Genomic DNA, 25,069 nt, shown 5'->3' with positions numbered 1-25,069 from the left:
ACACAATAAATATAATGTCTTTGTGCCATGCGACTCTCAATATATTCAGATATTTACGAAAAGATTTTGTTACCCTTCAGGTTAGTTGACCTTTATTACACTATGTGATCTTCAAATATCACTTCTACGGTCATACGGGTGAACCTATAAAAAGGAAAAGGACATCAACCGTATCACGACCTCTTTAAAAATTAAAGAACTGGAATTTAATGAAAGCGGCATTCCCGGAGAAAGTTGTACCTATAACCCTGCCTTCGCAGCTTCCCAGCCTATGATCGCCGTTTTTCGCGTGCTCCCCCACATATATTCCCCGAATGTACCACTGGATTGTATCACCCTGTGACAGGGAATTAAATATGCTACTGGATTATTGCCAATGGCTGTTCCCACTGCCCGCGATGCATTCGGATTCCCGATATTGGCAGCGATCGCACCATAGGTAGACAGTTTTCCTAAAGGTATCTTCAATAAACTCTCCCATACCTTCAGTTGAAAATCCGTTCCCCGCAGGTGTAATTTAATCTCTGGTAGTTTAGTCCAGTCATGCTGAAAAATGAACAATGCATTTTGTTGCAACAAATCCAGTTTGCGTACAAAAGCAGCATTCGGAAATTTCACTTTAAGATCTTCCAACGCCCGCACTTCGTCCGCATCAAATGCCATATAACAAACACCCTTTGGCGTAGACGCTACAATCAGACTTCCAAACGGACTCTCAGCAAAACTATAATTGATCAACAGATCCTTACCGCCATGCTTATATTCAGCCGGGGTCATACCTTCAATCCCAATAAATAAATCATGTAAACGACTGGTACTCGACAGCCCGGTTTCATAGGCGGTATCAAAAATAGTCGTTTCCTTCAGCATCCCCTTGGCATATTCCAGACTGATGTATTGCAGAAATTTCTTGGGACTTGTGCCTGCCCATTCCGTAAACATTCGCTGGAAATGCGCCGGACTCAGGTGCACACTTTCTGCTACCGCGTCCAGGTTCGGTTGCTCCCGGAAATGGTTCCTGATATAGTCAATTGCCTCTGCAATCCGGGAATAATTAATATGCTCCTGTATTTTCATAATACAAATGTCCTGATTCCTGTCAATACAGAAAATCCGAAATATGCGTTTATCTTTGCACCTTTTATATAGAAAATAAACCATTTATGAGTACAACTATTACGCCTGCATTAAGGGAGCGCAGTAACGGCACATGTGAACTGTGCACGGGTGAAGATGCCTCGATAGCCTTTGCAGTGAGTCCCAAAAACAATGATGCAATTGAAAATGAAGTGGCGATTTGCAACACCTGCGCTGCCGCCATGGAAGATGCAACAGCAGCTATGCACTGGCATGTACTGGCTGGTAGTATATGGAATCCGGAGCCCAGCGTACAGGCCCTGAGTTATCGCCTGCTATACAAACACAAAGACCAGGAATGGGCAGCCGAAATCATAAATGGAGTAGAAATAGATGAATCAGTGAGCCACTGGGCACTGAGCGCATTCGAAGTAAAAGCCGTTCATCGTGACAGCAATGGTACTGAACTGGAACACGGCGATACCGTGGTACTGACACAGGGCCTGAATGTAAAAGGCGCCAACTTTATGGCCCCCAAAGGAACGATTGTACGTAAAATCAGATTAGTCAGCGACAATCCCGAACAGATAGAAGGAAAGATCAATGAACAAACCATTGTGATCCTTACGAAATATGTTCGTAAATCATAAATGAAAAACCTGCGGAATTTCGCAGGTTTTTTTTATTAATATAAAACAATTATCCCACCCCTCTGTTTGTATTACATCACAACCAATTGTCCTCCCTTGCCTGCCATTTAAAAAATGATTACCGCCATGTAAGAATTGAATATTGCCCCCAACAGACATTTGTGACATATTTGCATTTAGTTGCAGTTAGTAAATGAATTAGCATCGGATTCTATCAACCATATCCTCGTCAACCACACTAGCGCAAGCGGCAATCTCATGATCCTGCAGCTTGCCGGTAGCAACGTGGCCCGCGTGAACAAAGCCGGCCGTGGTTTCTTCAATGGTGGTACACAAACAAGTGGTGCTGACGCAGCAGGAGCTTTTGCTATAGAAGGTAAAATTTCTTCTTACAGTGCTACTGAAGATGACCGCACTGTTGCCCTTTCTTCCGAACCATACTCTACGCTCGTCGTTGGTGTGTATGCCACCAAACCAGGTGTGCTACTCACCGAAGACGAGGAATTAAAAGGTGAACTGACCGACAAAGTACCAATGGGGTGATTGGTGTGATTCCAACCAAGGGATGCAGTGAAAATGGGGCTATTAAACGTGGCGATCTGCTGGTAACTTCCAGCAAAGCGGGTCATGCTATGAAAGCTGATATTGACAAGGTGGAACACGGACAGGTGATTGGTAAGGCACTGGCCAATTTTGATGGCAATGGAACAGGTGTTATTAAAGTGCTGGTGAGTATCAAATAATAGGAACCAATATACTGTTGTAGTTTTGAAAAAGCGCCTGCATATTTTTGCAGACGCTTTTTTTGTAAATTGAAGTATGATTTATGCGCTAACCTGTGGCAGTATATTTTTACTGTCCTTTTTACTGATCAGTACCGCAGAGAAGATAAATGTGCCGGCAAATCGCTGGCTGGGGGCTTTTTTCTTATGTGTAGGATGTGGTATCGCCTCTATGATCGTCCCAACCAGGTGGATACCTTTAACTGAGCTTACCCGGTTTGCCATGGCGCCAGCACTTTATCTTTGCGTACTACATTATACAAGGGGGGGCAAGAAAGCTGCTTACTGGCATTTCTTACCGGCAGGGTTGTTTTTTATTTTCACTGTACCTGAAATCATTTACAACAAACATCTCTTTTCCTTACCTGCACCCTACTCACCCATTTTGGGCTGGATCATGGGCCGGATTATAAAGATACAGTTATTCATATACGTCTCTCTGTCTATCTACCGCCTTATGAAGTACCCGATGTACATGCCCTGGCTCAGGTATTTGCTATGGAGCATCTGCTGCCTGATGCTCATCTGGTTCAGCGGTCTTAATCAATACGCGGTGGTGGTGACCATTTTCGGAATTGGATTTTTGGCTATCCGGCAAAAGGATTATCAGCCACGTCCGGTTCAGGCTCCCATTGCTGATGATTTAAAAGCCCGTCTGGAGGATTTAATGACCAGACACAGGGTTTTTACAGACAGTGACCTTAACCTGCCCTTATTGGCCGAAAAAATGGGAATAAGTGTCCATGACCTGTCCGCATTATTAAACAACGGCTATGGCCAGAACTTCAATCAATTCATCAATACCTACAGAATCACCTTGGCTAAGCAGCTCCTGCTTTCTGAAAAACATGCCCACCTGAGCATACTGGGAATTGCCTTTGAAGCAGGCTTTAATTCCAAGACCACCTTCAATACCACCTTCAAAAAAGCGACTGGTCTATCCCCTTCAGACTGGAAAAAAAGTGGTTCGGAAATATAGTTCGGAACGCCAGCACCCGCGCTCCATGGTAGTATTGTGAAAAAAACCATGAGAAAAATTTTGCTTTCTATCCTAAGTGGATTATTGGCCGTGGCAGTTTTTAGCCGGATTGCCATCAGGTATTTTGACTTTTTACCGATGCCCTGGATATGGGGATTGACAGCATTGATTACTATTATAATAATCATTAAACCATCGAAACAATGGATCTGCTTTGCCATCTCATTTGACCTGATCGTTTTTGGCTGGCAAAAACTCTTTCACCAACAGGCCAATGTTCCCCAATCGGTACTCGACATGCCATTTAGTTCCCTGCCTGCCGATACGGTTAACTGGGCGTATTTCCAGTATTCTTACCCCTATATGGTAGCCATTGCGCTGACCCAGATTATCTGTTCCTTCCTGTTGTTATTCAGAAAGACCCGGCTATTGGGATTGATTATGCTACTACCTGTCTTATTGAATATCATGATGATAGATGTTTTTTACCAGATTGGCGTGGGAGCGTTGCTTCACGCAACTATTTTATTTGCCGGAGTCATCTATCTGCTAGCGGGGTATTATTATCAGTTAAAGCAGGTATTTTTTCAAAAAAATGAATGCAATATTTATATTGTGCTTGCGGCGGCAGTACTTCCATTTTTGTTAGTCGCTACTGCTCCTTCTACAGACAAAAACCCATCCATTACAGGCAAGTATAAGGTGGAAAATCATGCGCTCACCACCGTGTATTTAGAACATTTTAATGATGTAACCCTGCAATGGGGCGATGTAAACCACCGATACACTGGTAAATATCAGTACCGGGGGGATACGCTCATTGCTGGGCCCTTACAAGGTATTATTAAAAAAGAGATGGATCATCTTACAATAACAGGCACACTGGAAAAGGATTCTGTGCATCTTGACATGATCCGGTTATGACCGTCTTTCCAAATCGGTTATCAGCAAAGGATTAGTCTTAGCTAATTCTGTCAGTACTTCCTCCACAGCTGTTCTTGTATTGGATTTTTGAATCCGCTCAAGCTCAGCTGTGGTAATTCCTACTATTTGCAGGAAGGTGACCTCACCATTCGATGTATCTATACGATCTGCTTCCGGGTCTTTGATAAAAGCCAGACCAGTAATATCTGTATCCGTTCAAGACGGATAGGCCCATTAGCTGGAATATACTGAAATTCCTCAAACCAATTACCGGAAGTAAATACATAGCGGGCCAGGTTGTTCATCATATTTATCACCCAGGTTGGCTTGTCCGGATCACCCGCAAATGGCGTTACACGCATAGTCAGTTCAAACCCCCATTTGCTGAATTCACCACCTGCGGCTTTTTCGTTATAATACAATTCAGAAAAACCATAACTCACTATATGAAAATGTTCTTCCTGCTGATTGCTTTTGTAAATACTTGTGCCATCAAGTGGATCTTCTCCACCTGCTGCATAGTGTAACGGTGGGGCATAATGTGCTGGTTCCTGACCTGGGTAAATTTTATCAAACACATTGTCAATGGCCGTCCAACCAACAGTATCGTCCTCGGTAAACAAACTTTTATACGCTTCTGGTGTCATAAAAATAAAGAATGCCAATTTGCACAAAGGTAAACTCCTCATTAATACGCAAGGTGTCAATTTCAGAAATGCGCCTGCTGCTTTGCTGTCTGACCATCGATCAGCAAGCACCTGATATGATCATTCTGGATGAACCGACGAACAACCTCGATATTCAGAATGTAGACATTCTCACAGCTGCCATCAATGCTTACGATGGCACATTGATCGTCATTTCGCACGATCAGTATTTCCTGAAAGAAGTACGTGCAGTCAGGGCAATCGAATTAAAATAAAAAACCGTCCCGGCATCATCACCGGGACGGTATTAACCTATGTTCACACAATTTTATTGTACAATAATCTTGTGTGACTGACCGCCAGCGGATATGATATAAATCCCCTTAGGCCATCCTGAAACGTCTAGTTGCAGCTGGTTTACATCCTGTTTCAGGAGTGTGGTATACATGGCTTGTCCGTTCATACTGTATACGCGCAGTACGGTAGGTGATTTAATACCTTGTACCTGTACGTTGAGGATGTTCGATGTTGGATTTGGAGAAATGTTTAGTGAGAAATCAACAACTGCTGTTGTGGTTTTCTTTGCAGATGCGGTAGTTGCGGCAGTCGCATCACCTCCATGAATCACAACTTCCCACAATGAAATGCCATAAACCGTAGCACGTTTCAATCCATATACACGTACGTATCGGGCATTTACTGCCGGGAAACTAACGGTTTCCGTGCCCCCTGTACCATTCGTCACGACTTTTTGTACTGTCCAGTTAAGCGTATCTAAAGCCTTCTCAATACGATAGCTGGTCGCATACGCGGCTTCCCATTTGAGCACCACTTCTGACACAGAACGCACCGTATCCAGGTCTACCCTTACCCATTGGCTATCCTTGAATGCAGATGACCATCTGGTAGTCGAATCATTTCCATCAAATGCATAAATTGCAGGAAAATCAGCTGTCTCTATAGAAGAAGCAACTGCCTTTTTACCTGCGGCTAAATCTTCAGCCTGTAAGACGAAGTTAACCCAGTTCAGGTTGAACTGATCACTATCCATATAGACTTTCAGCACCTTTTTACCCGTGGTCAGCACCGGCGTAGTCACATTCACGGTAGTCCATGTCTGCCAGCCACCAGTAGTAGGTACACTGATCGTACCAGTAAAGTTCTGTCCATCCAGTTCAGCATGGAAAGCCTTGCCGGTTGCAGTGGTGGCAACCCGCGCCTGGAAGGTATATACACCAGCCTGGATAATATTAACCGTATATTCCAGGTATTCAGTCGTGTGCAATGCCCCCACGTCATAGCCGCCGTTAACATCCGTACAGCTTTCAATATCGACATCTTCAGTAGTTCTATACTGTCCCTGTGTATTGCCTGCATCATAGTCATGATACGCGACCCCTTCGCCGCCATTATCAAAATTTTCCGCTTCAATCTTGCCGGGAATGGTCCATGCGCTGCCACCATACGGGCTTTGCGCAGCACTACCATATACTTCCAGTTCATAGATAGAGTAGCCATAAGCGGTAGATCTGGCCGTACCGTAAATGCGTACATAGCGGCCGGTGCCACTGAGACCTGTTACATCATTGGTCAGCGTGATATTGCCACTTACAGATTTAATCGTTGTCCAGGTATTCGCATCCGCAGAAACCTGTATCTGATATGCAGTAGCAGATGCAGTTTCCCAGGTGATCTTTACTTCGTTGATGTCATAATTCGCACCCAGGTCTACATACACCCATTGCGGATCGCTATAGGCCGAGGACCAGCGGGTGGTGTAACTGCCATCAGTAGCATTACCAGCTACATAGGTCGTACTGGTTTCTACAGAAGAAGCTATGGCTGTTTTGCCTTTGGCCAGGTTCTGCGGCACAGGTGTACTACCAGAACAGACGGTACCTAAGGTGCTGTAAATAGAATTGATATCACCATATTCGGTAGCAATATCCCAGATCATAATCCCACCATGAGACTTTGCTAAGGTCGCCTTTTGAATATGCTCTGCCGTATTATTGTCTGAACTATAAAAAGGTACGCCCAGCATGCGTTTGCTTTGCGGTACGCCCCTTGATGTCCAGTAAGACACAGAGCTGCTGGCCAGACTGTAATTACCATAGCACATAATGTTCACGAGATCCAGCATGGAGACGTCATCATAGTGATCACCATTGTTGGCTGCACTCTCGGAAACCGCGGCGGTAAACAGTTTGCCCATGCCGTGGATCTTAGTACCCAGGGCCGTCGCCAGTGCATTCCACTTAGCCTTGGTAGTAGGGTATTCCCAATCCAGGTCAATGCCGTCCAGGTTGTACTGGGTGATCAGGTTTCCGCAGGCCGTGGCGAGGTTATTGATATAAGTGCTATTACCGGAGATGGTTTCGAATGGCGTGTTGCTGGGTGAAGAATCCAGCCAGCCTCCGATAGACAACAACACTTTTACATTGGCAGCATGTGCACGTGTCACAAGGTCGGTCAATGAAGAGCTATTGTCTACAGCACCAATTTTACCATCGGTGCCCGGAATGGCAAAAGCATACATAATATGCGTGTATTTGGTATAGTCGATCTTCGAAGGGCTGTTGATGTAGTAACTACCTCCGGCTACCCACGAAGGGTAATACCCTACGATGTTGTAACATGATACCTGTGAGAAGCATTTCACAGAGAGCATGACGAGGAATAAAAGAATGATTACTTTGAGTTTTTGCATCATGAGATGTTTAATGGTTTTTCTGTTGAATGAGGGAAATTGATGAACATAGGCATGATTCAAATATAATTGTTTATAATGTATTATCAAATCAGATATTAATATGAATAGCCTGTATAAATCGGGCACCAGCGGGCTTGTACTGCCTGTTCCCAACAAAGCTGCTTTCCCGCCGGAGTACCGGGATAAGAGCCGGCTTACTTACTATTCCAGTTTGTTTAACAGCATTGAAATCAATAGCTCATTCTATAAAGTACCTAAAGGTAGTACGGTAAAAAAATGGACGGAAGAAGTACCTCCTCATTTCGTATTTACCTACAAATTATGGCAGGAAATTACCCATGTAAAAGGGTTCGCATTTAATCCCAAAGATGTGTTAAATTTCATGACTGTCATTGATCAGGCAGGGGATCAGAAAGGTTGTTTGCTGGTACAGTTTCCTCCCTCCCTGACCATCGACGCCTTTAGCCAGGTAGAATCTCTGCTGTCGCTGATTTCAGAATGGAAAGTAGCATTGGAGTTCAGACATTCCAGCTGGTATATCAGCGAAACGTTTGAGTTGGCCGACGAATACGGCGCCAGTGTAGTCCTGCACGATATTCCGAAATCAAAAAATACCCGGTTAAATAACAAAGCCAATTTTGTTTATCTTCGGTTTCACGGTCCGGCTGGCGACTATAAGGGAGGTTATACCCATGCACAGCTGGAACAACAAGCTTTACAGATCAAAGAATGGATGAGAGATGGAAAAGAGGTGTATGTGTATTTCAATAACACCATCGGGGATGCAATTACTAATCTGATGACATTGAATGCATTGATCGGTTAAACGGAAAAAAATATCCCTATATATGAAAAAATTTATCGCAACCATTTGTTGCTGTTGCGCCCTGTACCAAAGTCACGCCCAGGACAGTGTCCTCTTTAAAAGGCTGGCCCGGACAGAAAACTGGCAGGACATAATCACTGTCACCACAGTGCCTGACACCTTATCAGCTTCCGCATTGAATTACCTGGGTATCGCTTATCAAATGTTATCACAGGACAATATGGCGATCACCATCTTTGACAAGGCCAGTGCCAAAGCACCGAAAGATCCCCGCTCCTATTACCTGAAAGGCACTATGCTCAATCTGAGGCAAAAATACAGAGAGGCGATTCCCGTATTCGAAAAGGCACAGGACTGCGATGTCAGTGCCCGCAACTATGTAGGATTGGGTATTGCCTATCGTGGGTTAAATAAAATTCCCCAGGCGCTGGATATGTTAACAAAAGCAAGCGAACTACCCGATGACGACGGCCATGCCAATGTCATGATAGGCCAGATTTATTCTGAACAGCATGATAATGAAAAAGCGCTGGCTGTTTATTACAAGGTGAAAGATAAACTGGCCAAGGATGGGGAGGACTACCAGACGGCCTGCATCGGCATCTGTGATCTTGAAATCAAAGAAGGCAGACATGAGCTGGCCTTGCCGGTAGTGCAGGAATTGCTGGAAATAGACACAGCGAATTACATAGCGATGACCAAAATGGTCCAGATCTGCTATCAGGATAAGGATTATATAACAGGCGACAGATACAAGGCGAAATTGTACGCGGCACAGCGGGACGGTAACCTGGACGGAGAGCTGAATGACAGGTTTTGTATTGACTACTTTAAATGGAATAAGAAGAACGTGGTTGTATATGAAAGATATGAGCATGGTACATCCGACAAAATTTATAACAAGATCATTTTTACTATCATGGATCATCCTGACTCCGTTGAAAGGACGATCCAGACAGAATATGCTCTTCCTATTGAAGAAAGCAAACCTTATATACTCTGCGGAACAGATAACGATGGCCATACCAACTACGGCCTGAGATTCGATGACAATACGCAGTATGAAGAACTGAAAACGGCCGTGCTGAAAATACTGGATAATAAAAAACAAGCTGTAGCAGGTAGTGCTCATTAGGATTATCTTTGCCATTCAATTTTCATTGTCATGGCAAAACAATCACAGGTGATCATACCTGCATCCGGATACGATTTTCTGGAGAAATTAAGAAAGAATAATAACCGCGAATGGTTTAATGAGCATAAAATAACTTACCAGCAGGAGCTGCTGCATATTGAAAACTTTGCTGAAGCCCTGTTGGCTAAAATGAATGTACACGACCTGATTGAAACCCCATCCGGTAAAAAAAGCCTTTACCGCATTTATAGGGATACCCGCTTTTCCCAGGATAAAACACCTTACAAAACACATTGGAGTGGTAGCTTTAAACGTGCGACAAAACAGCGCAGGGGTGGGTATTATTTTCATATAGAAAAGGGGAATAGCTTTGTAGCAGGTGGATTCTTTGCCCCTGTACCGGCTGATCTGAAACTGATCAGGGACGACATCGCCTTTGATCCTGCGCCCTTGCAAAAAATCATACACAGTAAAACATTCACTTCTGCTTTTGGTACATTACAAGGGGAGCAGTTAAAGACGGCTCCAAAAGGTTATCCTGCAGACCATGAAGCCATAGATCTGTTGAGGTATAAACAATATCTGTTGATCAGGAGATTTACGGATGAGGAAGTAATGGAAGCATCTTTCCTGGAAGAAGCCAATAAAACATATAAGGCGATGCGCCCGTTTTTTGATTATATGAGCGAGGTACTGACCTCTAATAGCAACGGGGAATAATTCAGGACTACTGTAATTCGGTAAGATTTTTTATCTTACCAATATGAAGTATTTCTTTCTTGCGCTTTTGCTCCCAACTCTCGCCTTCGCCCAGCACGACCCAAAGCTGGAAAAAGGCCTCCGCGATGTGATCTCCGGTTTTCATGGGGATGTAGGTATTTATGTCCGTAACCTGAAAACCGGCCACTACGCCGAGATCAATGCAGACAGCATCTTCCCTACCGCCAGCATCGTAAAGGTGCCTATACTGGTAGGCGTATTTGACAAGATAGAGAAAGGGGAACTCCAATACCACCAGCCACTCATATACAGGGACAGCGCCAAATACGGAGGCTCCGGTATTATGCAATATTTTAAAGACAGTTCAGACACAGAACTAAGCGTTCTCCTCGCCCTCATGATGTCGTACAGTGACAACACGGCTTCCCTATGGAACCAGGCCCTCGCCGGCGGTGGCGAACGTATTAACCAGCTCATGGAGCAGTACGGTCTGCACGTCACAAAAGTGAACTCCCGTACAGCCGGCAGACAGGAAATATGGAAAATCTACGGCTGGGGCATGACAACTCCCCGTGAGATGACCACCCTGATGATCAAAATCCGCAATGGAGAAATCATCAGTAAATCCGCTTCTGAAAGAATGTACCGGCTCATGACCCATCCTTATTATGACGAAGGGGCTATCTCCGCCATTCCTCCATATGTACAGGCTGCTCACAAATCGGGCGCAGTAGACGAATCCAGATCGGAAGTCGTATATGTGAATGCCCCACATGGAGAATATGCTTTCTATATCGGTACGAAGAATATTGCCGACAAAAGCTGGACGGATGACAATGAAGCGTCTATCCTGATCAGGAAAGTCTCCAAATACCTGTGGGAATACTTTGAAAATAAAAAGGCATGATATTTAGACTACAAAAAACATGATCCGTAATATATTTCGCATTTTACTTGGCTTATTTCTGATTTTCGCAGGTGTTGGCCACCTGAGTTTCGCCCGATATGAATTCCAGGCACAGGTGCCTTCATTTGTGCCATTGAATGCAGATTTAGTGGTACTGCTCTCTGGGGTAGTAGAAATTCTGATCGGCCTTGCCCTGATATTTGTCCGGAAATACCGCGTACAGGTAGGCTGGCTGATTGCGCTATTCTTTGTACTGGTATTCCCGGGCAATATCGCACAGTACATCCATCACAGGGATGCATTTGGGCTGAATACAGATAGTTTAAGGCTGATAAGACTGTTCTTCCAGCCGGTATTAATTCTTTGGGTATTATGGAGCACTAATGCACTACGACGATTTTCCTGATTTGGGTATTTTTACCTGACATGGAAATAACTCTTAGCAGGTAATTTCCCGAAGGCAGTTCCGCTGTGCTGATATTAAAAATAGGCCCTGTACTGTTTGTGCTTTTTAAAACTTTACCATTCATATTGACCACTTCCACCAGGAAAGGAGCGTTTGCTCCAACCCGCACAGTCACTGAAGATGCTGCAGGATTAGGAAACACCCTAAAAAACGCTTTCTCTCCATCATTTGGCACCTTTATATTTCGTAATAGCGAAGCATCCGCCAGGCAATTGATGTAGTGCTCTAAATTCGTATACCCATCCGTATTCAACGTCTTCCCATCCGCTGCACTGTCAGGGTTCAAACCATATCGCACCTCCCACGCATCCGGTATTCCATCTCTATCTGTATCCGTCTGCGCCACGCCACCATTCACAACACCCGGTCCGCCCGTAGGCAACAGGTTCTCATTTGTAAATGTGGTAATGGTGATTCCACTGGTTCCCAACGACGCCAGTTCACTGATCATAATAGAATCCACCTGATCCCTCTTTGGAATATTCGCCCCTGCGCCTTGCAATACAATACTATATGCCTGCTGCGCACTTACAACATTCCCGCTATCCGGCTGAATAGGATATGCAAACGGCACCGTCATCCAGTTTACCGCCCTGTCTCCCACTCCATAATCAAACTGCTCCAACAACCTGCCACTCAGCGTACCATCCTGTATACTATCATAATAATTTCCTGCACCATACATGCTGAAATTGAGATTTCCCCTTATAAAAGGAGCCGTATGATTATTCACCGCCGGTCCTGCAATAAAGAAATTATTGATAATATTTGCGGCGGAAGCTCCTTCTGAATCACCTAAAATATATGCCCCGCCATCGCCCCAATTGTAAACGATATTATTGACAAACTCGTTCTTACCCTTTACTTTGGGATTCCTTGTCTTATTGTCTATATACAAATTGCGATACAGCGACACGCCTCCATTTGTCTGGATCAAACCACCGCAGGAATGGCTCCACAACCCCTGGCCGATAATTGAATGCTGAATGGTAATATTCCCGGGTTCGGAGTTCTTACTATCCCAATTAATTGAAAAATTCTCATCGCGGCCCCAGCTCACAGAAAGGTGATCAAAGATCATATTGATGCCATTGGCAATCCCCAGCGCATCCTTGCCACTATCCCCATTCACCCCCATCCGCACGCGGAGATAACGGGTAATCGTATTACTGGCATTGGAATAAGACATGCCATTCCCATACACCACAATCCCATCTCCGGGTGCTGTCTGCCCCGCAATGGTGATGTTTTGAGACACCACAATCCGGGTATCGATATTAATAATTCCGCCTACCTCAAACACTACAATCCGGTTAGGCTGACTCACCGCATCGCGCAAAGACCCGCTTCCGCTATCGTTCAGATTGGTCACGATGTACACATCACCTCCCCGGCCACCGGTAGCAAAGCGTCCGAACCCTTCCGCACCGGGGAAGGACAATGTTTGGGCAAATAAAGCATTGGAAATGCATAAGAATGCAAAGAGTAACAGTTTTTTCATAGTAAACGTGGGTTAAAACACGACTATAAAAATACCCACTGTTCCTGCTGTGGAATTGCTGACATATGGCCTGTCTTTTGCCTTACTATACTAAACTCAAACATATGACCAGGCAAATCACAATTAACTTAGATGGGCAACAGTTTATGCTGGACCTGGAATTCGAACAACGCGATCATTCCATCGTCTATCATGTAACTCCAAACAAGCATTTCAGTCATCAGATCCCGGCAGGATTTGAAATGATTCAAAATGATATAGATAAGGAGAGTGCTCCTACTTATGATGAATCAGCTTTAAGCGAACAGGGCAGACATATTGCTGAAACAATCAGTCAGCAAATCAGTATGTTGCCACCTCAGTTCAGAGGCGGAAAACCTGTTGAAGCATAACGCATGACATTCGCGAGAGATCGATGATGGGCCAGTTCGTTGGCCATAAATTGCAGATAAGGACGGATATGCCTGAAGAACAGACGGTAACCCTTACAAAGGTAATTAAGACCATCTGACTGCCTGTTCTTCGGGCATTCCCCTCTACAATACTTATAGACATCACAGTTGCCACAGGCTGCCGACAGCAGCCTCAACTTATTTAAGCCAAAAGTCTGCTGCTTTTCTGAATGCATCATCTCCTGCAGGCTCCCTGTCAATATATTCCCTACTTTATACTGCGGCTCCACAAAATGATCACAGGCAAATACATCGCCGTTATGCTCGATTACAATCGATTGTCCGCAATAGTCATTGAATACACAACTCCCTGCCGGCACACCGACCTCATTCGCCAGTGCAGCGTCAAAAACAGGCACGAAATACCTGCCCACATCTCTCTTTACCCACTCGTCGAAGATGCTGCTCATAAACCGCCCAAATTCCTGCGGGTCCACAGCTTCTTTCTTGCCAACCAATGGAATAAACTGCATGTACTCACTTCCTTCTCTTTTCAGAAACCGGTATACTTCCAGCGGTTTCTTTGCATTTAAATCGTGTACGACAGTCAGCGTATTAAATTCTACCCTATATTTCAGTAATAACTGTAATCCCCGCATCACCTGCTTAAAAGTGGCTTTCCCTCCTTTATTCACTCTGTAAGGGTCATGTAATTCTGCCGGGCCATCAATGGAAATTCCTACCAGGAAATTGTTATCTCTGAAAAAACGACACCAGTCATCCGTGAGCAAAGTACCATTCGTCTGAAACGAATTCGTAATCACCTTTCCGTTTCTGTATTGCTTTTGTAACTGCAGGGCTTTTTTATAAAAAGGAATGCCCTGCAAAGTTGCTTCTCCTCCCTGCCAGACAAAATCAACCTGTTGGCTGGGCTGCTCGCGGATATAGTTCCGGATGTATGCTTCCAGCACCGTATCATCCATATAAGGTGTGCCATTTTCCAGGTAATAACAATAAGAACATTGCAGATTGCAGGTAGCACCCGCAGGTTTTGCCATTAAATTGAAAGGAATTTGCATCATAACAGCAAACGTAGTAGAAAAAACGAGTGTAAACTATGACGGCGATCATTCATCCACAGCGGATTAGAGGCTTTTTAACAGTAAATAACAATCCATTTTTGACTCTGGCACACTTTTCTCATTTACTAAATCAGAAGTTTAAAAAAACGCCTGCAGACGCCAACTTAAACAACCTTTATTGATCACAGTTTATTCAAACCTAATCATCATGAAAACGTTAAAATATTTCATCATCGCAACATTATTTATTGGTACAATCAGCTTAAGTAGCTGTCTGGTAGAACGTGGTCCTGGTTATGGTCCTCCACATCATCATCATTACCATGGTGGCGGCGGTTACTATCGCTACTAATAGTCTTGTACTTTAAATAATTAGCGGAAGGCTGGGATGCTTATTGGGTAGGCATTCCGGCCTTTTCTTTATATTTGCAGGCATGAAAAAGCCCCAATTGTTATTACTCCACGGCGCCATTGGCGCATCACAGCAGCTAAAGGCGATCGCCGAAGCATTGTCACCACATTATACCATCCACTTATTTGACTTTCCCGGACATGGCGGACAACCATTACCGGAGGAACCATTTTCTATTGCACTTTTTGCTGAAGCAGTAGCAGATCACATCCGCTCACAACAACTCGAAGATCTCACGATTTTCGGCGCCAGTATGGGAGGATATGTTGCCTTGCATTTAGCGGCAGCACATCCTTCTCTTGTGGACTGGATCATTACACTTGGCACTAAATTCCATTGGGATCCTGCTACGGCGGAAAAGGAAACAGAAATGCTCAATCCTGAGACGATGCTGGCGAAAGTACCAGCGTTTGCAAAGGCGCTGGAGAAAATGCATGCGCCGAATGACTGGAAAATTATTGTAAAAAAAACAGCAGAAATGATGCTGGCTATGGGTACGCACAATCCATTACAACCAGATGACTACAAAAACATCTCTACCCCTACATTGATCTTATTAGGAGACCGCGATCGGATGGTGTCTTTTGAAGAGACGCTACAAACCTATAAACTACTGCCGGATGCAGGTTTGGGTGTTTTACCCCATACCCAACACCCGGCAGAACTGGTGAATGCGCAACTACTCGCTTACATTATTTCAGCAAATCAATCCAGCAAAAAGCCCATCGCGGGATAGTTTGGATCTTCATAACCGGGGATCTTATCTTCGCGGGTAGGCTCCCCGTAAATCATTCCAAGCTTTCGACCATCGTATTTTGTCCAGGGGCTTTTGCCTTTGATAAAATTCACCCAGTCTGTATGAATTGTTTTCTGCAAGGAAGGATTATCCAGCGGTTGCTGGCTACCCCATATGTATCCCAGCTCCTGTCCATGGGTAGCGGGGTTGCCATGACTGGGCTGTTCGAATGAGTACAGCCATACGTTAGCTTTTTGTGCGCTGAGTACATTGGCAAGACGATAAGTATGCAGCTGGTACATAATGCGGCTGAGCGTTTGTATTTTACCAGCAGTATCCGATGGCAGCTGCACCAGATCCCCATTTTTACCAAACCAATCCCTGAGTGCCTGCCTATCCTCGTGGTAAAGTCGCTTGTCCATATTCATAAACACCAATGCTTCTGCTTTATTGCTGCCGAGTAAGACCCGTACATTTTTTACAGGGTGCTTTTTTAGCCAGTTGTACGCATCGCTGAAAACGATCTTATCATCCGCCATAGGGCCGAAATAATTCGTACCTGAAGCTCCTTTTAACACCTTTGCCTGTGCAGTGATAATGTCATTAACAGATAAGATCAGGAGTTGTCCGGGATCAGAAATATGTAAGGTGTCCATGAGGCGCTTCCTGATAGCTTTGGCCGTAGTAGTATCCCTTATACAGTTTACGCCACCGCTTTCCAGTACCAGTTGCTGATATTTGCCTTTGGCAGCAGGAGCCACCAGCAGAACACTGGTCAGTTTTGCACCTGCTGATTCCCCCATTACAGTTACACGATCCGGATCTCCGCCAAATGCGGCTATGTTTTCTTTGACCCATTGCAGGGAGGCCACCAGATCCAGCACGGCATTATTCGCCGCAGTTTCATAACCCGGTATATCTTTTAAATACAGGAAGCCCAAAGCGCCTAACCGATAATTGATCGTGATTGTAATGATACTGTCATGATCTGCAAAGGCATGACCGTTCATCCACATGCCAGTACCGCCTGTCATACCGCCACCGTGTACCCATACCACCACCGGCTTTTTCCCTTTCACACCTGGTGTATACAGGTTCAGCCGCAGGCAATCTTCATCGCCAGTTACTTTACCATCCCACTGTGGAGCGATCGGGCCAAAATTAGTACACGAGAGGGTGTCTTTCCAGGCGGGTCTGGGAGTGGGTGCTTTGAAGCGTTCCGCACTGGCGTAGGGTATTCCTTTGAATACGAAGATGCCCTGCTCTTCGATACCTTTGATGTAACCTCCGGTTGTTTTAACTGTCTGGGCCGTGGAAATGCTGCATTGGAGAATGAGTGCCAATGCAGGAAATATTCTTCTTAACATAAACATAAAATTAAAAAAATCCTTCACATCCTGTCACTGTCTTTGACTGTCAACTAAAATCACTAATTTAGAACTATTATGAGAGGCTTACATTTTTCCAAATTTGAACCCGACGAGCAGGGAAAATCGCCATTTGAGAAATTACTGGACGTGTTTACCCAACTGCTGACTTACACCAGCGGCGACGTCAGCGAAGCACTGCAATGGCTGACTGAACTGGACAAGGAATACCAGCTGACCAACGAAGAATACGGTATCGGAGACTTCATACAGGAACTGAGGGATAAAGGATACATCCGCGAAAACGAAGAAAACGGCAGTATTCAGATCACCGGAAAAACCGAACAGAATATCCGCAAACGTGCCCTCGAGGAAATCTTTGGTAAGCTGAAAAAGTCAAACGTGGGCAACCATAACACCCGTAAATCCGGACAGGGTGATGAACTGAACGCCGATTCCAGACCTTACCAGTTCGGCGACGCACTGGAACAGATCGACATGACAGCGTCCATCCGCAATGCCCAGATCAATCATGGTATCGAGAGCTTTTCCATACATCAGGACGACCTGGAAATACAGGAAACGGATTTCAAAACACAAACGTCTACCGCCCTGATGATAGACATCTCCCATTCCATGATCCTCTACGGCGAAGACCGTATCACTCCCGCCAAAAAGGTAGCCATGGCACTGAGTGAACTCATCACCACCCGCTATCCCAAGGACACACTGGACATCATCGTCTTCGGTAACGACGCCTGGCAGATAGAGATCAAAGATCTTCCTTACCTGCAGGTGGGACCTTACCACACCAACACGGTAGCAGGGCTGGAACTGGCCATGGACATCCTGCGCAGACGCCGGAATCCCAACAAACAGATCTTCATGATCACCGATGGGAAACCTACCTGTCTCAAAGTCGGCAAACAATATTACAAAAACAGCTTCGGCCTGGACCGCAAAATTCTGAATCGCACACTGAACCTGGCGGCACAATGCAAAAAGCTGAAAATCCCCATCACTACCTTCATGGTAGCGACTGACCCGTGGTTGCAAAAGTTCGTGACCGAGTTCACCGAAACCAACAACGGGAAAGCATTCTTCTCTGGTCTTGACAAACTGGGCCAATTCCTCTTCTTCGACTTCGAAAACGGGAAAAGAAAGGTGCTGTAAACTCAATTGTAATCAGTAAAAATCTTATCAATTAATGAATATTAACATCAGAACGCTAGGTGAGTTAAAGAAGAGTGGATATAAACCTAAATCGGTCAAAGAAGAGATCAGACAAAATCTGATAAAAAAATTACAACAAAAAGAGATCACTTTCCCCGGTATCATAGGGTATGAAGATACCGTCATCCCCGACACAGAAAGAGCATTACTGTCAAGGCACAATATCCTCTTCCTCGGTCTGCGCGGTCAGGCAAAAACACGTATGGCCCGCCAGATGATCTCCCTGCTGGACGAATACATTCCTATCGTGGAAGGTTCTGAAGTGAACGACAGTCCATTCGAACCGCTCTCCAAATACGCCCGGGACCTGGTCGCTGAACTCGGTGATGCAACACCCATCTCATGGTTGCCGGCAGAAGTCCGCTATGGCGAAAAACTGGCTACACCAGATGTTTCCGTAGCTGACCTGGTAGGCGATATCGATCCTATCAAAGCGGCAAACCTGAAACTGAACTACGCAGATGAAAGAGTGATCCACTTTGGTATCATTCCCCGCTCTAACCGCGGCATCTTTGTTATCAACGAATTGCCCGATCTGCAGGCACGTATCCAGGTATCCCTGTTCAACATTCTGCAGGAAGGCGATATACAGATCCGTGGCTTCAAAGTACGCATGCCGCTGGATATCCTCTTTATCTTCACCGCGAACCCGGAAGACTATACCAACCGTGGTTCTATCGTGACGCCGCTGAAAGACCGTATCGAAAGCCAGATCATCACGCACTATCCAAAGAGCGTGGAGAACTCCCTGCTCATCACCGAACAGGAAGCGAATGTACATGCGGAGCAATCACATGTTGAGATCAGTGATATGATCAAGCGCTTGATCGAACAGGTGGCTTTTGAAGCACGTAACAGCGAATATGTAGATAAGAAATCAGGTGTCTCAGCGCGTCTTACCATCGCTGCGTACGAAAATGCAGTGAGTGCCGGCGAACGCAGGGCTATCATCAATGGCGAGAAATCAACTTTTGTCCGCATCGCGGATTTACAGGGTATCATTCCTGCTATTACCGGCAAGATAGAACTCGTGTACGAAGGCGAACAGGAAGGTCCATTGCAGGTAGCAGTGAATCTGCTGGACAAATCTATCCGTACACTTTTCGCTACTTACTTCCCGAATCCGGATTCGTTCAAGAAGCGCAGCAAACAGGTACAACAGGCTGAAAACCCTTACAGACAAGTAATTCAGTGGTTTGACAAAGGCAATGCTGTACAGTTACTGCAGGATGTGAGTGATAAGCAATACGAAACTGCACTTACAAAAGTAGATGGGCTGAAAGAACTGATCAAAGCCCGTTTTCCACAGGCAAATAAACAGGAACAGCTGCTGCTGATGGAATTCGTGCTGCATGGTCTGGCTGCTTACTCTTTAATCAGTAAGAAGGTGGTGGAAAATGAGACAAGGTTCAGCGATCTACTGGGAACCATGATGAATTTTGGCACAAGTGCTGGTGAAGAAGAAGAATCTGAAGATTTTTAAAAAATAGCAGGCCGCAAACCTTATAACTAAAACCCCTTCAATTTTGCTGTAAGTAAAATTGAAGGGTTTTGGTGTTTTAAGTAGGATTATCTATTTTTGTATCAATCATTACAAAAATCACAAATGAGAGGCAGACCGACCATTTACGATAATAGAGAAGCTTTGACAAAAGCCCAACAGGTATTCTGGAATAAAGGGTATACAGCCACTTCGCTACCTGATATTTTAGCGGCCATCGGCATAGGCGCCGGCAGCTTTTACAATGCTTATAAAGGGGGTAAAAAAGAGCTTTTCAGCAAAGCGATACAGCAGCGCAGGGAGGCTTTTACTGCATTTAAGGCGGAATTAGAAGTAGCTCCTGTACCATTGAACCTTATCAAAGATTTCTTTCGCAGCATTGCGGCAGCCGATCAGGAAACACATATGCAGGGATGCATCATTGTCAATACAGTCGTGGAAATGGCCAACCTGGATGAAGAACTGGAAAGCGAAGCAGTGACGATACTTAAAGAAGTAGAAGTAATGTTCACTGAAACGATTGCAGCTGCACAAAAGAACGGCACCATCAAAAACCAGACAGATGCTACGATACTTGGCCGTTATCTCATCACGCTCTGGAACGGAATTAACGTGACAAGACGCATGTATCCTGACAATACTATTCTCGCGAAGCAAATAGACATGCAACTGGAAATACTCAATTAAATCAACTTACATACATGGATTTACAATTAAAGGGGAAGACTGCTTTCATCAGCGGGTCTTCTCAGGGGATTGGTTTTGCCATAGCGGAGCAGTTACTGAAAGAAGGCGCTTCAGTAATTATTAATGGCAGAAATAAAGAAAAATTAGAACAGGCGATTTCGCAGTTACAGCCACTGGGCAAGGTTTCAGGAATTGCAGGAGATATCGCCACGATAGATGCACCGCCGGTAAATATTTTAGTAAATAATGTCGGCATCTTTGGGCTCAAATCTTTTTTTGAGCTGACCGATGAAGACTGGTTGCATTATTTCAATGTAAATGTGATGAGTAGCGTACGATTATCACGTGCATTAATGCCATCTATGCTTGAAAAAAAATGGGGCAGAATTATTTTTATCAGTAGCGAATCAGGTGTAAATATTCCTGCGAATATGATTCATTATGGCATGACAAAAACAGCGATGTTATCGATTAGCCGCGGATTAGCACAATTAACGAAAGGTACGGAAGTAACGGTGAATACAATTTTAGGTGGCCCTACTTATTCCGATGGGGTAAAAACGGCAATAGAATCAATCTCAGCAGTACAAAACGTACCTGTAGCGTTATTAAAAGATAATATTTTCGCTACCACCAATCCGGGTTCTCTGCTGGGAAGATTTTTACATGCTGCAGAAATCGCGCAACTCGCCGCCTACCTGGCCTCTCCGTTATCAATTGCTACAAATGGCGCAGCACTTCGTGCAGACGGCGGTGTATTAAATACAATCTTGTAAGATATTTTTATATCTTGTATACTGTCTCAATTTCCACAATATGAACACATCCCGCAGAAAATTCATCCGTTCGGCGTCCACCCTTGTAGCGGGTGCCGGACTGGCCGCTTCCCTCCCATCCACATTGCGTGCTATGGCCCCCGGCGATCGCATCAACGTCGCTGCTATTGGTATCAATGGTATGGGTTGGTCTGACCTGACAGCCATGCTGAAAAACCCGGTCGCCAACTGCATCGCCCTCTGTGATGTAGACAAAAACGTACTGGACAAAAGAGCCGGTGAACTCGCGGCTAAAGGTATCCATGTCAAAACATACAGCGACTACAGGCAGTTGCTCGACAACAAGGACATCGATGCCGTCATCATCGGCACACCTGACCACTGGCATTGTCTGCAAATGACCGATGCAGTTTCCGCAGGCAAAGACGTATACGTAGAGAAGCCCATAGGTAACTCCATATCCGAAATCCGCGCCATGGTCGAAGCACAGGAACGTACTAAACGAGTAGTACAGGTAGGCCAGTGGCAACGCAGTATGCAGCACTTTAACGACGCCATCGCTTTTGTACACAGCGGTGCACTGGGCCAGGTCCGTCTTGTAAAAGCCTGGGCATATATGGGCTGGATGCATTCAATTCCTGTCAAACCAGATGGCGAACCACCTGCAGGCGTAGATTACACCAGCTGGTTAGGCCCTGCGGAGAAAAGACCTTTCAATCCTAACAGGTTCCATTTCAACTTCCGCTGGTACTGGGATTATGCCGGTGGTTTAATGACCGACTGGGGTGTACACTTACTGGATTACGCACTCCTTGGCATGAAAGCCACGGATCCTCAATCTATCATGGCTGCCGGTGGCAAATTTGCGTACCCTGATGATGCGGCAGAAACACCGGATACTCTCACCACCGTCTACCAGTTCGATGGTTTCAATATCCAGTGGGAACACGCTACAGGCATCAATGGCGGCCCTTATAACAGGGATCATGGCATTGCCTTTATTGGGAATAATGGTACGTTAATCTTAGATAGAGGCGGCTGGGAAGTCGTACCTGAAAAAGAAGATGGGAAAGAAAAGATGCCCGCAGTGCCCCGCAGGGAAAAGGTCGACAACGGTCTGGATAAACATACGACCAATTTCCTCGAGGTGATAAAATCCCGGAAACTGGAAGACCTGCATGCCCCGATACAGGTGGGAGCACATGTGGCAAAAGTGGCACAAATGGGAAATATAGCCTATAAAACAGGCTTGAAACTACACTGGAATACCAAAGAGCAGCGCTTTGATGAAAAGGCCGGAAATAAGCTTATTATGCCCCATTATAATAACGGGTATCATTTGCCACGTTCCTAAAAAACTGTGCGTAGTAGGTTCACCTGCTACGCACACCCCTCCCCCTTATGCCATTGGCATTCAGCTTTCACAAAGTTCTAAAAATGGAAAACACAAGGGGGTAGGTACGCTTTACTGCGTAAATATCACACAACGTTCACCTGGCAATCATGGAGCATGTATTACCACCGGTGCTACACTATAAAAAGCAGCGCTACTTAAGCTGCATTACCTGTACTCTCGCTTTCTGTATCAAGACTCATAGACAAGTATACTGCATCGCTGATGGGATTGTCATAATAAGCGGCAATTGGTCTGAATCCCAGTCCGGTATAAAGGTCGATTGCACGGCGCATGTGCGCGAGGGTATCCAGCAAAATACGTTTATATCCCAGTCTGCGGCCAGCTTCGATGGCACTTGCTGCCAGGGCTTTCCCTACACCATGACCTTTGTAAGCATCTCTTACAAAGAGGCGTTTCATTTCACAGGTTGAATTTTCAAAAGCCCTTACGGCTACGCAACCCGCAGGCAGTCCATCTACCAGTGCTAAAAACAAACTACCTTCTGGTGCTACATAAGCAGGTTCAGGCAGGTTACTCAATTCTTCTTCAAAACGCTGAAAGCTCAGATCCACACTCAGCCAGTTAGCATACTCTCTGAATAGGCCTTTTACCTGATTCAGTCTTTTTACATCTTCCTTTGTTACTTCTACAATTTCCAACATACACTTCTTGGTTTGGTTACAAAAAATACAAAAGCCTCCTGAGGCATCAGAAGGCTTGATATCTATTACTGTAAATTGATACTTTACAATTAACTCAACGTCAGCATCCTTTGCATCCACAAAGCCTTACTGCTCACTTCCCTGTACAAATAGGGAGGGTAACAAATATAACAAAAAACAATTAAAAAAGAAAGAGTATGAAATAATTAATATGTAGATAATATTTATTTTTTAGGTTTCACCAATAAGAGGGAACCCAATACCAGCAAAAACAATACGCCGATAAACACTTCCCAGTTCCATTTTTGTAAGGCGATACCTGTACTACTGCCCACCAGACTGGATCCCAGGTAATAGAACAACCAATATAAAGAAGTTGCCGTACTCTTCCCTTGCTTTGCCTGTTGTGATACCATTTTGCTCGCCATCGTGTGTGCACCAAAGAAAGCAAAAGTGAAGATGCCAAGTCCTATAATTATCAAGCCGACACTTTTAGTCAGCAGGAACAATAATCCAGGTACCAGCAACAACATAAACACACGGAGAATCTTATCTGCCGGATGCCTGTCAGACCATTTACCTGTTACCAGTGAGCCCGCTACCCCTGTGGTATACATCAGGAAGATAAATGCGATCAGGTAATGTGGCAATGAAAATGGTGCTGCCTCCAAACGGAAACCTAAATAATTATAAACACTCACAAATGCACCCATGATCAACGCAGCTACAAAATATAACCGCACGATCAAAGGATCACGGAGAAACTGTCCCATGTGTTCCAGCTTACGTCTTGTCTCTACTTTGGCTGGTGCAAAGTGTCTGGATTCGGGAAATACCTCTGCGAACACAAGCCCTAACAATAAGCTGCCTACACCTATACCTACTGTAGCCCACTGCCATCCCCACCAGCCTGACATTAAAGTAGCGCCTACACGTCCCATCATACCCCCCATGGTATTACCGGCCAGATATAAACTGATAGAAGTACCCAGTGAACCCGCATCTACTTCTTCTGATAAATAAGCCAGTGCTACCGCAGAAACGCCTGATAATACCATTCCTTTCAGGAAATTGATCGCGATGAGCAATTCAAAATTGCTGACAGTCGCTGAGATAATTGTGAGAATGGTAGAGATGATCATTGAACTCACCATCAGCTTTTTCCTTGGAAAACGGTCGGCTTTAAAGGCAAATAAAAATAACCCGGTGGCCATTCCCACAGTACAGGCAGATACTGCCAGACTACTATGGGCAGGCGTGATGTTAAACTGTTTGCACAACAATGTCAGCATGGGCTGAAACAAATATAACTGTGCAAAAACCGACAAACCTGACAAAAAGATACCGAACCTGATACGTGTATAACGTAAACATCCTTTCACCGCTTTTTGTCTTTCAGGGCGCATTTTCAACACCCCGACGTCTGCTACCGCTTGCATAATCCTTGTATTTATTACACAAATTTATAACGGCGCTTCGATTAGTAAACATGGTATTT

General features: G+C 44.9%; 27 protein-coding genes and 1 pseudogene. 19 read left to right on the top strand and 9 right to left on the bottom strand.

What is annotated here, in order from left to right; all coding sequences use genetic code 11:
* Nucleotides 1–240 precede the first annotated feature (240 nt).
* Nucleotides 241–1,077 carry a methylated-DNA--[protein]-cysteine S-methyltransferase gene (locus BW716_RS19190; protein ID WP_083724938.1) on the bottom strand — a complete coding sequence of 279 codons (837 nt, stop codon included), beginning with the start codon at nt 1,075–1,077 and terminating at the stop codon, nt 241–243.
* An 86-nt stretch (nt 1,078–1,163) separates the two neighbouring features.
* Here BW716_RS19190 and BW716_RS19185 point away from each other — a divergent pair, with 86 nt between their 5' ends.
* The 3 genes from BW716_RS19185 (at nt 1,164) to BW716_RS36820 (ending at nt 2,470) form a co-directional block, all read left to right on the top strand.
* Complete coding sequence (locus tag BW716_RS19185) at nt 1,164–1,727, top strand: alkylphosphonate utilization protein (RefSeq protein ID WP_083724936.1); 564 nt, start codon at nt 1,164–1,166, stop codon at nt 1,725–1,727.
* A 258-nt stretch (nt 1,728–1,985) separates the two neighbouring features.
* Nucleotides 1,986–2,270, top strand: a complete 285-nt coding sequence (locus BW716_RS36825) for a hypothetical protein (RefSeq protein ID WP_179091190.1) — start codon at nt 1,986–1,988, stop codon at nt 2,268–2,270.
* A gap of 5 nt (nt 2,271–2,275) precedes the next feature.
* Complete coding sequence (locus BW716_RS36820) at nt 2,276–2,470, top strand: hypothetical protein (protein WP_179091189.1); 195 nt, start codon at nt 2,276–2,278, stop codon at nt 2,468–2,470.
* 81 nt (nt 2,471–2,551) lie between these two features.
* Here the strand turns inward: BW716_RS36820 and BW716_RS36815 are convergent, their stop codons facing one another.
* Nucleotides 2,552–2,734 carry a hypothetical protein gene (locus tag BW716_RS36815; protein ID WP_179091188.1) on the bottom strand — a complete coding sequence of 61 codons (183 nt, stop codon included), beginning with the start codon at nt 2,732–2,734 and terminating at the stop codon, nt 2,552–2,554.
* On the opposite strand from BW716_RS36815, the gene BW716_RS19170 reads away from it, so the two are divergent.
* Both BW716_RS19170 and BW716_RS19165 read left to right on the top strand, forming a co-directional pair.
* Entirely contained in the window at nt 2,733–3,488 is a 756-nt protein-coding gene (locus tag BW716_RS19170; RefSeq protein WP_179091187.1) for an AraC family transcriptional regulator, read from the top strand. The genes BW716_RS36815 and BW716_RS19170 overlap by 2 nt on opposite strands.
* A gap of 48 nt (nt 3,489–3,536) precedes the next feature.
* A complete protein-coding gene (locus BW716_RS19165) occupies nt 3,537–4,412 on the top strand; it encodes a hypothetical protein (protein WP_083724928.1) in 876 nt (291 codons plus the stop codon).
* On the opposite strand, the pseudogene BW716_RS19160 reads toward BW716_RS19165, so the two are convergent.
* A pseudogene (locus BW716_RS19160) lies at nt 4,407–5,059 on the bottom strand (suppressor of fused domain protein). The gene BW716_RS19165 and the pseudogene BW716_RS19160 overlap by 6 nt on opposite strands.
* A gap of 53 nt (nt 5,060–5,112) precedes the next feature.
* Here BW716_RS19160 and BW716_RS19155 point away from each other — a divergent pair.
* Entirely contained in the window at nt 5,113–5,334 is a 222-nt protein-coding gene (locus BW716_RS19155) for a hypothetical protein (RefSeq protein WP_235643888.1), read from the top strand.
* Between the two features lie 53 nt (nt 5,335–5,387).
* Here the strand turns inward: BW716_RS19155 and BW716_RS19150 are convergent, their stop codons facing one another.
* Complete coding sequence (locus tag BW716_RS19150) at nt 5,388–7,772, bottom strand: discoidin domain-containing protein (protein WP_083724926.1); 2,385 nt, start codon at nt 7,770–7,772, stop codon at nt 5,388–5,390.
* 100 nt (nt 7,773–7,872) lie between these two features.
* On the opposite strand from BW716_RS19150, the gene BW716_RS19145 reads away from it, so the two are divergent.
* Genes BW716_RS19145 through BW716_RS19125 form a run of 5 tightly spaced genes read left to right on the top strand, consistent with a single transcriptional unit; the run spans nt 7,873 to nt 11,766 of the window.
* Nucleotides 7,873–8,598 (top strand): DUF72 domain-containing protein, encoded by a 726-nt coding sequence (locus tag BW716_RS19145; protein WP_083724924.1) that lies wholly within the window; start codon nt 7,873–7,875, stop codon nt 8,596–8,598.
* Between the two features lie 22 nt (nt 8,599–8,620).
* Nucleotides 8,621–9,733, top strand: coding sequence for a tetratricopeptide repeat protein (locus BW716_RS19140; RefSeq protein WP_083724922.1), 1,113 nt, complete (start codon nt 8,621–8,623; stop codon nt 9,731–9,733).
* 30 nt (nt 9,734–9,763) lie between these two features.
* Nucleotides 9,764–10,453 (top strand): DUF2461 domain-containing protein, encoded by a 690-nt coding sequence (locus BW716_RS19135; RefSeq protein WP_083724920.1) that lies wholly within the window; start codon nt 9,764–9,766, stop codon nt 10,451–10,453.
* A gap of 43 nt (nt 10,454–10,496) precedes the next feature.
* Nucleotides 10,497–11,360: a serine hydrolase gene (locus tag BW716_RS19130; protein WP_083724918.1), complete on the top strand. Its 864-nt coding sequence runs from the start codon at nt 10,497–10,499 to the stop codon at nt 11,358–11,360.
* A gap of 19 nt (nt 11,361–11,379) precedes the next feature.
* The gene (locus tag BW716_RS19125; protein ID WP_083724916.1) at nt 11,380–11,766 is read left to right on the top strand and encodes a DoxX family membrane protein; all 387 of its coding nucleotides are present in this window, start codon (nt 11,380–11,382) and stop codon (nt 11,764–11,766) included.
* Here the strand turns inward: BW716_RS19125 and BW716_RS19120 are convergent.
* Nucleotides 11,741–13,327 carry a T9SS type A sorting domain-containing protein gene (locus tag BW716_RS19120; RefSeq protein WP_179091186.1) on the bottom strand — a complete coding sequence of 529 codons (1,587 nt, stop codon included), beginning with the start codon at nt 13,325–13,327 and terminating at the stop codon, nt 11,741–11,743. The two genes, BW716_RS19125 and BW716_RS19120, sit on opposite strands and share 26 nt — an antisense overlap.
* Nucleotides 13,328–13,431: 104 nt before the next feature.
* On the opposite strand from BW716_RS19120, the gene BW716_RS19115 reads away from it, so the two are divergent.
* Nucleotides 13,432–13,719, top strand: coding sequence for a hypothetical protein (locus tag BW716_RS19115; RefSeq protein WP_083724914.1), 288 nt, complete (start codon nt 13,432–13,434; stop codon nt 13,717–13,719).
* On the opposite strand, the gene BW716_RS19110 is transcribed toward BW716_RS19115, so the two are convergent.
* The gene (locus BW716_RS19110; protein WP_220388790.1) at nt 13,686–14,777 is read right to left on the bottom strand and encodes an anaerobic sulfatase maturase; all 1,092 of its coding nucleotides are present in this window, start codon (nt 14,775–14,777) and stop codon (nt 13,686–13,688) included. The two genes, BW716_RS19115 and BW716_RS19110, sit on opposite strands and share 34 nt — an antisense overlap.
* A 232-nt stretch (nt 14,778–15,009) precedes the next feature.
* Here BW716_RS19110 and BW716_RS36810 point away from each other — a divergent pair, with 232 nt between their 5' ends.
* Together BW716_RS36810 and BW716_RS19105 are read left to right on the top strand one after the other, a co-directional pair.
* Nucleotides 15,010–15,153, top strand: coding sequence for a hypothetical protein (locus BW716_RS36810; protein WP_179091185.1), 144 nt, complete (start codon nt 15,010–15,012; stop codon nt 15,151–15,153).
* 82 nt (nt 15,154–15,235) lie between these two features.
* Nucleotides 15,236–15,949 carry an alpha/beta fold hydrolase gene (locus BW716_RS19105; protein ID WP_083724910.1) on the top strand — a complete coding sequence of 238 codons (714 nt, stop codon included), beginning with the start codon at nt 15,236–15,238 and terminating at the stop codon, nt 15,947–15,949.
* On the opposite strand, the gene BW716_RS19100 is transcribed toward BW716_RS19105, so the two are convergent.
* The gene (locus BW716_RS19100; protein ID WP_179091184.1) at nt 15,919–17,316 is read right to left on the bottom strand and encodes a carboxylesterase family protein; all 1,398 of its coding nucleotides are present in this window, start codon (nt 17,314–17,316) and stop codon (nt 15,919–15,921) included. The genes BW716_RS19105 and BW716_RS19100 overlap by 31 nt on opposite strands.
* A gap of 78 nt (nt 17,317–17,394) precedes the next feature.
* On the opposite strand from BW716_RS19100, the gene BW716_RS19095 reads away from it, so the two are divergent.
* The 5 genes from BW716_RS19095 (at nt 17,395) to BW716_RS19075 (ending at nt 22,867) form a co-directional block, all read left to right on the top strand.
* The gene (locus tag BW716_RS19095; RefSeq protein ID WP_083724906.1) at nt 17,395–18,489 is read left to right on the top strand and encodes a VWA domain-containing protein; all 1,095 of its coding nucleotides are present in this window, start codon (nt 17,395–17,397) and stop codon (nt 18,487–18,489) included.
* A 34-nt stretch (nt 18,490–18,523) separates the two neighbouring features.
* Nucleotides 18,524–20,032: a sigma 54-interacting transcriptional regulator gene (locus tag BW716_RS19090; RefSeq protein ID WP_083724904.1), complete on the top strand. Its 1,509-nt coding sequence runs from the start codon at nt 18,524–18,526 to the stop codon at nt 20,030–20,032.
* 123 nt (nt 20,033–20,155) lie between these two features.
* The gene (locus BW716_RS19085) at nt 20,156–20,737 is read left to right on the top strand and encodes a TetR/AcrR family transcriptional regulator (RefSeq protein ID WP_083724902.1); all 582 of its coding nucleotides are present in this window, start codon (nt 20,156–20,158) and stop codon (nt 20,735–20,737) included.
* A gap of 14 nt (nt 20,738–20,751) precedes the next feature.
* Nucleotides 20,752–21,513, top strand: a complete 762-nt coding sequence (locus tag BW716_RS19080) for an SDR family NAD(P)-dependent oxidoreductase (RefSeq protein ID WP_083724901.1) — start codon at nt 20,752–20,754, stop codon at nt 21,511–21,513.
* A gap of 40 nt (nt 21,514–21,553) precedes the next feature.
* Complete coding sequence (locus BW716_RS19075; protein ID WP_083724899.1) at nt 21,554–22,867, top strand: Gfo/Idh/MocA family protein; 1,314 nt, start codon at nt 21,554–21,556, stop codon at nt 22,865–22,867.
* Nucleotides 22,868–23,064: 197 nt separating this feature from the next.
* Here BW716_RS19075 and BW716_RS19070 read toward each other — a convergent pair whose 3' ends face one another.
* Both BW716_RS19070 and BW716_RS19065 read right to left on the bottom strand, forming a co-directional pair.
* Nucleotides 23,065–23,571: a GNAT family N-acetyltransferase gene (locus BW716_RS19070; RefSeq protein WP_143708908.1), complete on the bottom strand. Its 507-nt coding sequence runs from the start codon at nt 23,569–23,571 to the stop codon at nt 23,065–23,067.
* Between the two features lie 224 nt (nt 23,572–23,795).
* Nucleotides 23,796–25,010 (bottom strand): MFS transporter, encoded by a 1,215-nt coding sequence (locus tag BW716_RS19065; protein ID WP_235643886.1) that lies wholly within the window; start codon nt 25,008–25,010, stop codon nt 23,796–23,798.
* Between the last annotated feature and the right edge of the window lie 59 nt (nt 25,011–25,069).

The organism is [Flexibacter] sp. ATCC 35208 (genome assembly GCF_001975825.1).
GTDB lineage: Bacteria > Bacteroidota > Bacteroidia > Chitinophagales > Chitinophagaceae > Chitinophaga.
This window is presented reverse-complemented; position numbering and strand designations above follow the sequence as displayed.

Bases quoted from the DNA above. Each gene is read 5' to 3' on its own strand.
- BW716_RS19190 (WP_083724938.1), bottom strand. From the start codon at position 1,077: ATGAAAATACAGGAGCATATTAATTATTCCCGGATTGCAGAGGCAATT.
- BW716_RS19185 (WP_083724936.1), top strand. From the start codon at position 1,164: ATGAGTACAACTATTACGCCTGCATTAAGGGAGCGCAGTAACGGCACA.
- BW716_RS36825 (WP_179091190.1), top strand. From the start codon at position 1,986: ATGATCCTGCAGCTTGCCGGTAGCAACGTGGCCCGCGTGAACAAAGCC.
- BW716_RS19170 (WP_179091187.1), top strand. From the start codon at position 2,733: ATGGCGCCAGCACTTTATCTTTGCGTACTACATTATACAAGGGGGGGC.
- BW716_RS36815 (WP_179091188.1), bottom strand. From the start codon at position 2,734: ATGGCAAACCGGGTAAGCTCAGTTAAAGGTATCCACCTGGTTGGGACG.
- BW716_RS19165 (WP_083724928.1), top strand. From the start codon at position 3,537: ATGAGAAAAATTTTGCTTTCTATCCTAAGTGGATTATTGGCCGTGGCA.
- BW716_RS19150 (WP_083724926.1), bottom strand. From the start codon at position 7,772: ATGATGCAAAAACTCAAAGTAATCATTCTTTTATTCCTCGTCATGCTC.
- BW716_RS19145 (WP_083724924.1), top strand. From the start codon at position 7,873: ATGAATAGCCTGTATAAATCGGGCACCAGCGGGCTTGTACTGCCTGTT.
- BW716_RS19140 (WP_083724922.1), top strand. From the start codon at position 8,621: ATGAAAAAATTTATCGCAACCATTTGTTGCTGTTGCGCCCTGTACCAA.
- BW716_RS19135 (WP_083724920.1), top strand. From the start codon at position 9,764: ATGGCAAAACAATCACAGGTGATCATACCTGCATCCGGATACGATTTT.
- BW716_RS19130 (WP_083724918.1), top strand. From the start codon at position 10,497: ATGAAGTATTTCTTTCTTGCGCTTTTGCTCCCAACTCTCGCCTTCGCC.
- BW716_RS19125 (WP_083724916.1), top strand. From the start codon at position 11,380: ATGATCCGTAATATATTTCGCATTTTACTTGGCTTATTTCTGATTTTC.
- BW716_RS19120 (WP_179091186.1), bottom strand. From the start codon at position 13,327: ATGAAAAAACTGTTACTCTTTGCATTCTTATGCATTTCCAATGCTTTA.
- BW716_RS19115 (WP_083724914.1), top strand. From the start codon at position 13,432: ATGACCAGGCAAATCACAATTAACTTAGATGGGCAACAGTTTATGCTG.
- BW716_RS19110 (WP_220388790.1), bottom strand. From the start codon at position 14,777: ATGGCAAAACCTGCGGGTGCTACCTGCAATCTGCAATGTTCTTATTGT.
- BW716_RS36810 (WP_179091185.1), top strand. From the start codon at position 15,010: ATGAAAACGTTAAAATATTTCATCATCGCAACATTATTTATTGGTACA.
- BW716_RS19105 (WP_083724910.1), top strand. From the start codon at position 15,236: ATGAAAAAGCCCCAATTGTTATTACTCCACGGCGCCATTGGCGCATCA.
- BW716_RS19100 (WP_179091184.1), bottom strand. From the start codon at position 17,316: ATGTTAAGAAGAATATTTCCTGCATTGGCACTCATTCTCCAATGCAGC.
- BW716_RS19095 (WP_083724906.1), top strand. From the start codon at position 17,395: ATGAGAGGCTTACATTTTTCCAAATTTGAACCCGACGAGCAGGGAAAA.
- BW716_RS19090 (WP_083724904.1), top strand. From the start codon at position 18,524: ATGAATATTAACATCAGAACGCTAGGTGAGTTAAAGAAGAGTGGATAT.
- BW716_RS19085 (WP_083724902.1), top strand. From the start codon at position 20,156: ATGAGAGGCAGACCGACCATTTACGATAATAGAGAAGCTTTGACAAAA.
- BW716_RS19080 (WP_083724901.1), top strand. From the start codon at position 20,752: ATGGATTTACAATTAAAGGGGAAGACTGCTTTCATCAGCGGGTCTTCT.
- BW716_RS19075 (WP_083724899.1), top strand. From the start codon at position 21,554: ATGAACACATCCCGCAGAAAATTCATCCGTTCGGCGTCCACCCTTGTA.
- BW716_RS19070 (WP_143708908.1), bottom strand. From the start codon at position 23,571: ATGTTGGAAATTGTAGAAGTAACAAAGGAAGATGTAAAAAGACTGAAT.
- BW716_RS19065 (WP_235643886.1), bottom strand. From the start codon at position 25,010: ATGCAAGCGGTAGCAGACGTCGGGGTGTTGAAAATGCGCCCTGAAAGA.